Origin of the sequence: Pedobacter sp. R20-19 (genome assembly GCF_000708265.2) — a bacterium.
Taxonomy (GTDB): Bacteria; Bacteroidota; Bacteroidia; order Sphingobacteriales; family Sphingobacteriaceae; genus Pedobacter.
Genome location: NZ_JCKI01000005.1, coordinates 240,964 through 253,305 on the forward strand (window position 1 = coordinate 240,964; position 12,342 = coordinate 253,305).

Genomic DNA, 12,342 nt, shown 5'->3' on the forward strand with positions numbered 1-12,342 from the left:
CTTTATGTTCAATGGCGACATCCCCATGTATATCATTATTGCTTCTGGAATGACCTATAGCATTCTTGCAAAAAAACTGACCTTAATGGCTGCTTTTACCGGCGGGTTGCTGGCATTTATTATCTATAGCGCATCAGGTTACCCCGGTTTAGCTATGATGAGTACATTTTTTATCCTGGGTTCTGCTGCTACAACCTGGCATCAGTCCATAAAGAAAGCCTGTGTTCATCAGAAGGAAACTGAAAAATGTCGTAACGTATGGCAGGTGCTAGCCAATGCCGGAGCGGCAGCAATTGCAGGTATAATTATCTTATTTTTTCCTCAATTAAATTATTTCATGTTTCCAGCAATAGCGGCAGCTTTTGCTTCGGCTACATCAGATACTTTATCTTCCGAACTGGGTATGGTTTATGGTAAACGCTTTTTCAATATTATATCCTTTAAGCCTGATCATTGCGGAATGGATGGAGTGATTAGTCTGGAAGGTACCTTAATTGGTATTGCAGGAAGCTGTATCATCTCAATCATTTATGCATTTGGATGGGGTTGGGACATTAGCTTTCTTTTAATTGTTCTTGCAGGAACGCTGGGAAACCTTACCGATTCTGTTTTGGGGGCTTTACTAGAACGCAAGGCGATAATCGGAAATAATGGCGTTAATTTCTTAAATACATTGGCTGCAATGTTGGTGATGTTGCTTATGGGAAGGCTTTTACTCTAAATCATCACCCATAATTACCTTTCTTGCCAGGCTTCCATAAATGCTAATCCCAACGGCGAATAACAATAGGCTTTTTGATGAATATCTTTTTCTGAAAGGATAGACCTGTAATTCGTGAATATATCGTTAAAAGAATATTTAATTTCCTCTATTAATCCAAGTTCGACTAAATGGACGATTTCATGTTCATTCAGTTTATCACCTATAAGTGTGCTTGCCCTTGCTAAACGATCTGAAAGTATATTATATCTTTTATGGTTTTGTAGGTTGTTGAGCTCATGCTGAATAGCTAATATTTCATCTATAGTTTCAACTGCTTTTACGCTGATGCTATTTTCACTTGATGCTACTATTTTCGGGTAAAATTCCTGCAATTGTTTTAGCCTTGTTTTAAGTTTTTTTACCTCTTCTTCAACAACAAATAAAATGTTTTTCATTTCTTCATTCAAACATTTTACAAGCAAATTCATATCCGTAAAAGAGGTGTTGAGAAATATGAATTCCTTTTCTGTAATCTCAGTACGTAACTGTCGATAAACTGGAGAAAAGTTTTTTAATTTGTTGTCATTTATAGCACTAGTTGCTTTAAACCAATTATGCCCTAAATCCATATCCTTTCCAATGTCTGCCGTTTCCAAGAATGGAATGCGTAAATTGGTGTCAGGCATGTTGAGGGTACTTTCCATATGTTTTTATAGGTGCTATTTAAAACTTATAATCCTTACACCTTGGTTATGATAGGCCAATCTAATGTGATCATCACTTTAACTGAAGTGATGGCAACATCAAACTATACCTTACCTATGGTAATCAGGGTAATGAATAAGATAGCGGGACAACTTTAACTTAAAGGCACAAATATAGTCTTAGTAAACATACATATAAATGTTTTGCGTCACTTGTTGATATTTGTCAAAATGAAAATCGCATACTCTTCTCAATATCATTATTTACCAATAGAATTAACACAAGGTTTAGGCAATTTAGCTTAGGTTTTTGATCATGGCACAATATCATCGTATTCTTTACCATAGAAACCAAACATATACGGAGATGGCTAAGCAGTGCTATTTACACTTTCATAACCAACGTTTATTTAAACATTTTACGATTTACGCATTTAATTTTTTAATTAAAAGCATGATGATATCATGTATTTTAAACATACATGATATTATAGCAATAGCAATTCCTTAACCTTTCGGGTTTTTTATTTCAGTTTCTTATTCTCTTCGGCTTTCTACTGTATAAACAAAACTATCTGCCTTATAGTAACCGAGATTGTATTCTATCGGTTTTTCGTTGATATCATATACAAATCTTTTACGAAAAAGAATGGGTGCACCAATGGGCGTTTCTAATTTTTCAGCAATAAACTCATCTGCCAGCAGCGCACTGATTTCTTCCTTCGAAATCATGGCAATGATGCCGTGAGCTTTTTCCAGCATCTCATATAAGGGGGCTTTATAATCTTCCTCTCCGGTAAGGCCAACCAAAGGATGGAAATAAGATTCGAAATAAACGAATGGTCCTTCAGGTCGGCCTCTGAGTCTTACCAACTTCAGTATTTTCTTATCTTCTTTTATTCCAAAGAAACTGGCGATCCGCTTTTCTGGCAGGACCCAGCTTACATGTAATTCGAAATTTTTGATCGGAATTCCCCTTGCGCTCATTTCCTGCGAAAAGCTCATCCAGTTTTTAGATTTTGAGCTTAATGATTTTGATTCCACCACCCGAGTGCCAACCCCTTTTTTTCTGGTGAGCAGACCATCATAAACCAATTTGTTGATAGACTGGCGAAGCGTGGTGCGGGAAATACTGAGAATTTTGGAGAGCTCTACTTCATTAGGCAATAATTTTCCATCTATATATTCAGGTGATTCTATTAACCTCCTCAACAGTTCTTCTGCCTGAATGTGTAAAGGAATTTGGCTTTTATGATCGATTTTAAGTTTCATAATCATCACAATATTAAAAAAAAAATAGCTGACATGGGCATGTCTGTACATAATACTTCATAGTGAATAATCATTAGAAGATCTATCCAGGTGAACAATATTAACCATCAAAAATAATTAGGAAAATACTTGGAGATAAAATTTTAAACTATAAATTTGTATATACATACTATTAAATGTGTGATCTAACCAAATTTTAATAAGACCTGATACAGATGTTAAACCAATTTCACAATCTAACCGCTCATAATCATTTGGATGGTAATTTATCCATGAAAAAATTGTCTCCTGATTATTGATATCATCCAATTTTAAGTTTGAACTTTAACTTGAATATAATGATTGCAGTACTTATGTATATACAATAACGGACTTAAAGAACATCTAAATATATCCGATACCACCATTACAGCTATTTATGTCGATAGAAGAACCAATAAGAAAAACAGCTCAGGAGATTATGCCTGATCATATTAGTGCAATACATCAACCCGAAGGTTATGATATTTATCCCTATTATCCGCTTGGCGATCAAAAAATATTCAATGGCTATTCATCGCTTTGCGATTACATCATTGAACAAAAAACGGTTGTAATTGATGGTTATGTGGGTGTATTCTGGAATCGCCTGATCACAGCATTATCTCAGGAACTAAGTTCCAGACAATTTTCTGTAAACATTATCTATACGGCTTCATTTTTTAAAAGCGAAGCGGAGTTAAATGCCATAATAGCCCCTTTCCTTGGCGCAGAAGATTCAGTTTGGGGCAGGAAAACAACATTAACGCTTTCGGATTATTTTGATACTGTTGCTTTAAATGCAGTAAGAAAAGATTCAACTGCTGATATTAACATCATTATCGGCTGTGGCGCTTCGTTAGCAAACTGGAATGCTAGCTTAATATATGTAGACCTGCCAAAAAATGAACTTCAGCATAGAATGAGTGCAGGTTCTATTTACAATTTGGGGACGAGTGAACCTGAAGCGCAAATGGAAATGTACAAACGTTTTTATTTTGTGGATTGGGTGGTATTAAATCAACATAAAAAGGACCTCGTCAACGCTATTGATGTTTTTGTAGATGCACAGTGGGAAGATGAGGTGAATTGGGCCTATGGAAAAGATCTTCGTGATGGGCTGACTAAAATGTCATCGTCTGTTTTTCGGGCTCGCCCTTGGTTTGCACCAGGTGCCTGGGGTGGGCAATGGATGAAAGAACACATGCCTCAACTCGATCGGAACGAGGTGAACTATGCCTGGTCTTTCGAACTGATCGTACCAGAAAACGGTATTGTTTTCGAAAGCGATGGCTGGCTTTTAGAAGTTTCTTTTGATGCACTGATGTTTACTCATAATGAAAACGTTTTGGGAAAGCATGCCGCAAATTTTGGAAATGAATTTCCTATTCGATTTGACTTCCTTGATACTTTTGATGGAGGAAATCTTTCTATCCAATGCCATCCAAGCCTTGAATATATCCAGAACGAATTCGGTGAAAACATCACGCAGGATGAAACCTACTATATTTTGGACTGTAAAGATGACGCAACTGTTTACCTCGGTTTCCAGGAAGATATTGATGCAGCTGAATTCAGAAAAACTTTAGAAAACAGCAATCTCAATAATGAGGAAATCGACATTGAAAAATACGTTCAAGTTCACCAAGCCAAAAAACATGATTTGTTTCTAATTCCAAACGGAACCGTTCATAGTGCTGGAGCACAAAATCTGGTACTCGAAATCAGTGCTACACCTTACATTTTTACTTTTAAAATGTATGACTGGGTGAGGCTGGATTTAAATGGAAAACCTCGTCCGATTAATATTGATCATGCTTTTAAAAATCTAAATTTCAGTAGAAAAGGAGACAAGGTACAACAAGAATTAATTTCTAAACCTTCGGTGTTTTTTGAACGTGATGACATGACTTGTTATCACTTACCAACCCATCAGGATCATTTTTACGATGTTCACCGATTGGAGTTTGACAACGAAATCGAAGTCCAAACAGAAAATGTTTGCCACGTATTGATGCTGGTAGAAGGAACAGCCATTACCGTTGAATCTGCTGATGGCACGATAATGAACTTTCCTTTTGCAGAAACATTCGTGATTCCGGCGGCCGCAGGAAGTTATAAAATCATCAATAAGGGCGCAGAAAGGGCAAAAGTGATTAAAGCATTCTTAAAATAAGCCTCATGAACACTAACCAACATATTGCTGTTAAAAACAGCAAAACTTATTTATACCTTGTTTGCCTGGTTGCCGCTCTTGGCGGGTTTCTTTTTGGTTTTGATACTGCAGTGATTTCCGGAACCATCAGTTTGGTGAAAGGTGACTTTGGACTCAACGCCGTAAGCGAAGGATGGTTTGTGAGTTGTGCGCTTTTGGGTTGCATCATTGGCGTAAGTATCTCCGGGAAACTCAGTGATCATTATGGCAGAAAAATCGTCTTGATCCTATCAGCATTTTTGTTTCTCGTTTCGGCAATGGGCTGTATGTACGCCAGCAGTTTTTCTATGCTGATTGTTTTCCGACTCGTTGGTGGGATAGGGATTGGCGTGGCCTCGATGGTTTCTCCGCTTTACATCTCGGAGTTTGCACCATCAAGACTTCGTGGAACCATGGTTTCGCTTTATCAGCTCGCCCTAACCATTGGAATAGTGGCTGCGTATTTTAGCAATGCTTTTCTGGCCAGTCATGCGGGTGATCATTTTGCCGGAGGACAGGCGGAAAAAATATTTTCTGCAGAAGTATGGCGAGCCATGTTAGGCTTAGGAGGAGTACCAGCCTTAATCTTCTTATTATCGTTATTCCTGGTTCCGGAGTCGCCAAGATGGTTACTTACCAAAGGCCAAATGGCACGGGCTAAAAGTATTCTCATCAAGATAGATGGAGAACAGGCGGCCAATAAAGAAGTAAATGCCTTTTTATCGCAAAATGAAATGGAAGAAGATGCCTCGCTCAAAACACTTTTTAAACCAGTATATCGTAAAGCCTTATGGATCGGACTGTTATTGCCTTTTTTGTCGCAGGTTTGCGGCATTAATGCCGTGATCTATTATGGTCCGAGGATTTTAGAACAGGCAGGTTTTACCTTAAATAATGCTTTAGGCGGACAGGTCACTATAGGTTTAATCAATGTGATTTTTACTTTTGTGGCCATTTTTATCGTCGATAAATGGGGGAGGAAACCTTTGCTTTACGTTGGTATTGGTGGCGCAGTTTTATCATTGGTCATTATTGGTATTCTTTTTCAGGCAGGAATAATTTCAGGTCCATGGATCTTGATCTTCATCTTGGCCTTCATTGCCTGTTTTGCATTTTCTTTTGGCCCGGTATGCTGGGTGGTGATCGGAGAGATTTTCCCCAACGGCATCAGGGGCAAGGCGATGTCTCTGGCAACACTTACCCTTTGGATCGGAAATTTCTTTGTCGGACAACTCACGCCTTTAATGTTGGAAGGGCTCGGCTCCGCCTGGACTTTCTGGATTTTCGCCATCTGCTGTTCTCCGGCATTATACCTCACCTGGAAACTGATCCCTGAAACCAAAGGCCGATCGCTCGAAGAAATAGATGCGCATTGGCAGGCCGATCATGCTAAGACCTTAAAATAACCAATACCCATCCATAAAAAACTAACCAAATTATCCAGATGCGTAAAGGCATCTTAACCTATCCAAATGTTATGAGACTTAAACTTTACCAACTTAAAAAAATGAGGCGATTGCCTCACTGGCCATTCGTACCCATTGCAGTCGTTTTGATTGCATTTATTCCTCATTTTCTTTTAGCGGCAACCGTACCTGTTTCCACCCATCGCCTGATTATGGTTAATATTACCGTGAAAGGAAAAGTTGTTGATGAAAAAGGAATCGGGCTTCCTGGTGTAAGTGTGCAAATAAAAGGTACTACAATAGGGGCCGTAACCGATGCCAACGGGCTTTATACTCTTTCTGTGCCGGATAATCTGGCGAACAGCAATCTTACCTTTTCTTATTTAGGCTATGTAAGTCAGGATGTAGCGATTGGTGGTCGTACCACGATCAATGTGCAAATGAAGGCCGATGGAAACAATGCATTAGATGATGTAGTAGTTGTGGGTTATGGTGTGCAAAAAAGGGTTTCGGTAACAGGAGCGATCAACACCATCGATGCTAAAAATATAGAGAACAAACCTGTACTCAATGTTTATCAGGCCCTTCAGGGAGAGTCCCCAAATTTAATTATTCAGCAAAGTTCATTAAATCCGGGAAGTAACGTAACAGTGAATATCCGTGGCGTAGGAACTTTGGGTGATAATACTCCGCTGGTAGTGGTGGATGGAATTGTAGGTGGTAATTTAAATACGCTCAACCCGAATGACATTGCCAGTGTAACCGTATTAAAAGATGCAGGTTCAGCAGCCATTTATGGTTCAAGAGCAGCAAATGGCGTAATATTGGTGACCACTAAAGGTGGAAAACTCAACCAAAAAACAGCTGTTTCCTACAATGGAAGTTACGGTATTCAGGATGCCAATGTGCTGGTTGAAAAAGTTCCGGCATGGGAAAACGCTTACTATAAAAATGAATCGCTGGTTAACTCTGGACTAAGTCCGGCTTATACACCAGATCAGATTCAGCAATTGAAAGATCAGGGCAATGGTACCTGGGATATTGAACACCTTTTACGCACCGCACCACAACAATCGCACAACTTTAGCATTGTTGGCGGTGGTGAAAAAAGCTCCTTTTATGTTTCTGCGGGTTACCAGGATCAGGGAAGTAATTTTATTGGTAATGGTGGAGACGGACCCGATTTTGGCTATCAGAAGTACAATTTACGCCTGAACCAAAGCAACGTAATCGGAAAATTTAAAACCAATTTTATCCTCCTTTACACCAAAACCCGGAACAAAACCAATAGCGTTGGCGATAATAATATTTTTGCTGATGCCAACCGCGTGCCTTTAAATTATAACTGGCAGGATGAAAACGGTAATTATTTAACCAACCCTATAGCTTCTCAATACAATGAATATGGCGTATTAGAAAAAGGCGGTTATAACCAGGCAGATAATGATGAAATTTTTGGTGCATTTAATGGCCAGTTCAGCATTACCAATGACCTGAAACTAACCGGCGAATTTGGCGGAACCTTACAAAATAACGGAACATTTTTCCGACGTACACAGGTGAATTATTTACCTTCAGGTGTATATGGCGATGACCGTTCCGTATTAGATGGAAACAGTAAATCGCAGCTTTTCAATACGAAGTTATATCTGGAGTATGGTAAAAAAATAGCCGCACATGATTTTAAAGTTCAACTGGGCGCATCTAGTGAAAACTTTTCTCAGCGTGGATTTCAATTGCAGAAAACACTAACGGATCAGTTGCTGGGTACGCCAACTACCGGAACACTGGTTGATCCGATCAATTCAAGCAACAGTCTGGCCATCAATTCCAACAGTTTACTCTCTTTATTCGGAAGATTAAATTATGCCTACCAGGATAAATACCTGTTTGAAGCTACAGCGAGGTATGATGCTTCTTCAAAATTTGCCAAAGGCAACCGCGGAAGCTTTTTCCCATCGGTAAGTGCCGGCTGGATCATTACCCAGGAATCCTTTATGGAACCGCTCAAAAATACAGTGAGTAATTTAAAGCTTCGGGCATCATACGGTGTATTGGGGAACCAGAATGTGGGCAATTTCCAATACCAGACTACCTATTTCAATTACGCCAGTGCTTATGGATTTAATAATGTGCCTGTTGGTGGTGCGGGAACACTTTTGTCCAATAGAGATTTAACCTGGGAAAAGGCATCAACCTTAAACATTGGTATTGATGCAGGCTTTTTTGATAACCGCCTAACTGCATCTTTTGATTATTTTAATAAGGTAACCCGGGATATTTTACAACCCAGACAAGATATTCCGGCCATTTTTGGTGCAGCAACGCCAGATTTCAACGTGGCTAAAGTGAGGAGTAAAGGATGGGAAGCTTCCTTAACCTATAACCTCCGTGGCGAAAATGTAACCCAAAGTTTCAGCGTAAATGTTGCCGATAACCAGAATAAATTGCTTCAGTTATCAGGTGGAGCTACGGAGCAAATCATCAATCAGGATGTATTTCAATTGATCAGAAGAATTGGTGAACCCATTACCCAATATTATGGCTACGAAACCAATGGTTTTTTCCAAAATCAGACAGACATCAACAACTCACCAAAAATTGCCGGCAATCCGGTCGTGCCTGGCGATGTTAAATTCAAAGACCTGAATAACGATGGAATTATAGATGCCAATGATAAAACCGTTTTAGGTAATCCTTTTCCAAGATATACTTTTGGTTTTACTTATCGTTTAGCCGTTAAAGGTTTTGATCTTCAACTCTTTATTCAGGGTGTAGGTAAGCGTGAAACCTTCTTACGAGGAGAATTGGTTGAACCTTTTCATTATGGATACGGCGCAACTGTATATGAACACATGACCGATCACTGGACACCCAGCAATCCGGATGCCCGTTATCCAATTTTCGCCAATATTGGTTCGCCCTCCAATACCAATAACTGGCGTACCGGATCAGATCTGTATAAATATGATGCCGCTTACGTACGGTTAAAAAATGTAAACATTGGCTATACGGTGCCTCAAACTGTGTCGAAGAAATTTGGTATCGAACGTTTCAGGGTTTCGCTTATCGGGCAAAATTTGTTCACCCTCAGTAAACTTAAATTCATAGATCCGGAAACTTCAGAATTTGGAAACAATGTAAGTTTGGGTTCGGGCTCCAACAGTGCCCGCTCATATCCGCTTCCTATTTTTTACGGTGCCGGATTAGATATAACTTTTTAATGATCATGGTTAGCATAAATAAAATGAAACACCTAAATAAAATCTTCCTGACAGCCATCGCAATCTTTGTATTTGCGGGTTGTAAAAAACTGGATATTGCGCCAACCGACCGGTTTTCAGATTTAACTTTCTGGACGGTTGATGTAAACGTCAATAACGCCTTAAACAACAATTATAGTCTGCTGTACAACAGTTCATTATTCTTTGAGCCTGAAGCACTTTCTGATAATGCATATTCACCTTCTGGAGACCTGAATTTGATTGCCAGCGGGAATGCCACATCGCTTACCGGGAAATTCAGAGGTGATTGGGCCAGTTATTACAGCACGATTAAATCGGTCAATATTTTTCTGGAAAATGTAGATCAGAATAAAACACTTCCGGCGGCTACCATTGTCAGGATGAAAGCAGAAAACCAGTTTATGAGGGCTTTCGCACTGTTTAACTTAACCAAATGGTATGGTGATGTACCGCTTCCGGATCATGACCTGAGCCCTGAAGAAGCGCAGGTGATTCCGCGTACATCAAAAGCTGCGGTAAATGCTTTTATCATCAGTCAGCTGGAAAGTGCTATACCTAATCTTCCGAGTAAAGACCAGCTTCCAGAAAATGAAAATGGCAGAATTACTAAGGGTGCTGCACTGGCTTTGCAAATGAGAACTTTATTATATGAAGGGAATAAAACGGCAGAAGTGATTGCGGTTTGTGAGAAACTGATCAATAACCAGGCAACTTATGGAACTTACTCACTCACGCCAAACTATAGTGCATTGTTTAGCGATCCGGCTACAAATAAAACCAATAACGAGAGTATATTATCGCTGCAATATGTACCCACCATCAGAACCTGGCAGAATTTCTGGGATTTTGCTCCGAGAACTGTAGGCGGCCGGGTGAGCAACATGGCACCCACACAAGAGTTGGTAGACGACTATGTGATGCTTAACGGAAAAGGTATTAAGGAAGCAGGATCTGGATATGTGGAAAGTAACCCCTACATCAACCGCGATCCGCGGCTTACGGCTACTGTTGTTTATGATCGATACAGCTGGGTGAATCCGAATAACAGCACCAAAACCATTTATATTAAACCGGGTACCGATCCGGTTCAGCCCGGGCTTGATGAATATTCGCCAGGTTCGCAAAGTGCGTCTGCAACAGCATATTACTGGAGAAAATATTTCGATCCAAGTGCCTTATCGAGTTTCGTTTCAGGCAATAACCTGCATTTATTCAGATATGCCGAAGTGTTGCTTACCTATGCAGAAGCTAAAAATAGCTTAGGACAGATGGATGCCGCTGTTTGGGCAAAAACCATCGGTGCACTCCGCGCAAGAGCTGGTTTTACGGATGCTGCCGCATTGAATTTTCCTGGCGGCGATTTAACCAATGTGATCCGTAGGGAACGCCGGGCAGAAATGGCCATGGAAGGATTAAGATTGGATGATCTAAGAAGATGGAAACTAGCCGAAACCACGATGAATGGTTTCGCACACGGAGCCAAATTTGCTGCCGATCAAAACATCGACAATGGCTATATCCGCACACAGCAGCGCAAGTTTAATCCGCAGAGAGATTATTTATGGGCAATTCCATCCAGTGAGATCGGCCTGAACAAAAACTTAACTCAAAATCCTGGTTATTAAAATATCAAGCAATATGAAAAATCTGAAAACAACATTCGTTTTGCTGGCGCTATTCTTTATCGCCCTCAGCTCCTGCAAAAAAGAGGAGAAAGATTTAAATGAAAATCTAAGTTCTATAGGGAGTTTAACTTTGCCTCAAAATCAACAAAGCATCAAATTAACGCCTGCCGATGCCCAAGCTACTCAACAATTTAAATGGACAGCTGCAAGTGCAGAGGATGGTGGCTTAATTCTATACGAAGTGGCTTTCGATAAGGAAAGTGGTGATTTCTCCAAACCCGCGTATAAAGTGCTGTCAGATGCTGCGGGTGTTCAACCCCAGGTAACCATTACGCATAAAGACCTGACCAAAATTGCCGCATTATGCGGGATCAATTCTTCGAGTACCGGAAATATTAAATGGACGGTGATTGCATCTAAAGCCACCAACAAAAAGACCGGGCAGGAAAGCAGGATCCTGCAAGTGGAGCGCCCGGCTGGCTTCGCGGAATTACCCGCAAACTTGTATATCACGGGCTCTGCGACTGAAGCAGGCGATGATCAGACCAAGGCTATTAAAATGAAAAAGCTGGACGAGGGAATTTTCGAAATTTATACCACGCTTAAACCAGGTACCTATCAACTGGTTGATCAAACTACCTCATCAGCCAGAAAATTCTTCACCGAAGGTGCTTTAGTAAAAGAAGGCACAAATACCATTACCGTTACCGGAGCTGCAAAAGTTTACTATTTAAAATATGATTTCAACGTGGCTACCGTGGCCGATGCTGTTGAGGTACAGGGTTTGGGTTTATACATGTCGGCTTACGGCAATGAAATAGGCCAGCTGACTTATACCTCCAACGGTACCTGGCAATCGGGAAATATTCCTGTTGTATTTTATCAGTTCTCATGGGGAAGAGATGAGCGCTATAAATTTGCCATGCACACTTCAGCAGGCATTCGTTATCTGGGCAGCAGTAATGTAAATAATGTGAGCCCGGTGGGACAGGGTGCTGCTTATTTTTACCTCAACTCCGTGAGCAATGATCAGTGGAATAACACCTATAAGTTTAATCCATCAGCTGATAACAAGAATGTTAAGGTCGTACTAAGCCTTAATGCCGATGGACCTTATACCCATACGGTGACTACGCAATAACCTATGTTTTATCTCCATCGGTTTAGACCGGTGG

8 protein-coding genes are annotated in these 12,342 nt (G+C 40.2%); 6 read left to right on the top strand and 2 right to left on the bottom strand.

All coding sequences use genetic code 11. The annotated features are described in order from the left end of the window. The first annotated feature begins 4 nt into the window (after positions 1–4). Positions 5–721: a DUF92 domain-containing protein gene (locus AN34_RS12915; RefSeq protein WP_029286064.1), complete on the top strand. Its 717-nt coding sequence runs from the start codon at positions 5–7 to the stop codon at positions 719–721. Between the two features lie 14 nt (positions 722–735). Here AN34_RS12915 and AN34_RS12920 read toward each other — a convergent pair whose 3' ends face one another. After that, entirely contained in the window at positions 736–1,407 is a 672-nt protein-coding gene (locus AN34_RS12920; RefSeq protein ID WP_029286066.1) for a hypothetical protein, read from the bottom strand. 537 nt (positions 1,408–1,944) lie between these two features. Then, positions 1,945–2,679 (bottom strand): GntR family transcriptional regulator, encoded by a 735-nt coding sequence (locus AN34_RS12925; protein ID WP_029286068.1) that lies wholly within the window; start codon positions 2,677–2,679, stop codon positions 1,945–1,947. 418 nt (positions 2,680–3,097) lie between these two features. Between AN34_RS12925 and AN34_RS12930 the strand changes: the two genes are divergently transcribed. The 5 genes from AN34_RS12930 to AN34_RS12950 all read left to right on the top strand — a co-directional run bounded on the left by AN34_RS12930 (position 3,098) and on the right by AN34_RS12950 (position 12,308). Further along, positions 3,098–4,873, top strand: a complete 1,776-nt coding sequence (locus tag AN34_RS12930; protein ID WP_029286070.1) for a class I mannose-6-phosphate isomerase — start codon at positions 3,098–3,100, stop codon at positions 4,871–4,873. A gap of 5 nt (positions 4,874–4,878) precedes the next feature. Continuing rightward, positions 4,879–6,297 (top strand): sugar porter family MFS transporter, encoded by a 1,419-nt coding sequence (locus tag AN34_RS12935; RefSeq protein ID WP_029286072.1) that lies wholly within the window; start codon positions 4,879–4,881, stop codon positions 6,295–6,297. 71 nt (positions 6,298–6,368) lie between these two features. Further along, a complete protein-coding gene (locus tag AN34_RS12940) occupies positions 6,369–9,521 on the top strand; it encodes a TonB-dependent receptor (RefSeq protein WP_051666570.1) in 3,153 nt (1,050 codons plus the stop codon). Between the two features lie 23 nt (positions 9,522–9,544). Then, positions 9,545–11,167, top strand: a complete 1,623-nt coding sequence (locus AN34_RS12945) for a RagB/SusD family nutrient uptake outer membrane protein (RefSeq protein ID WP_029286076.1) — start codon at positions 9,545–9,547, stop codon at positions 11,165–11,167. A 13-nt stretch (positions 11,168–11,180) separates the two neighbouring features. Further along, positions 11,181–12,308 (top strand): SusE domain-containing protein, encoded by a 1,128-nt coding sequence (locus AN34_RS12950; protein WP_029286078.1) that lies wholly within the window; start codon positions 11,181–11,183, stop codon positions 12,306–12,308. Positions 12,309–12,342: the final 34 nt, after the last annotated feature.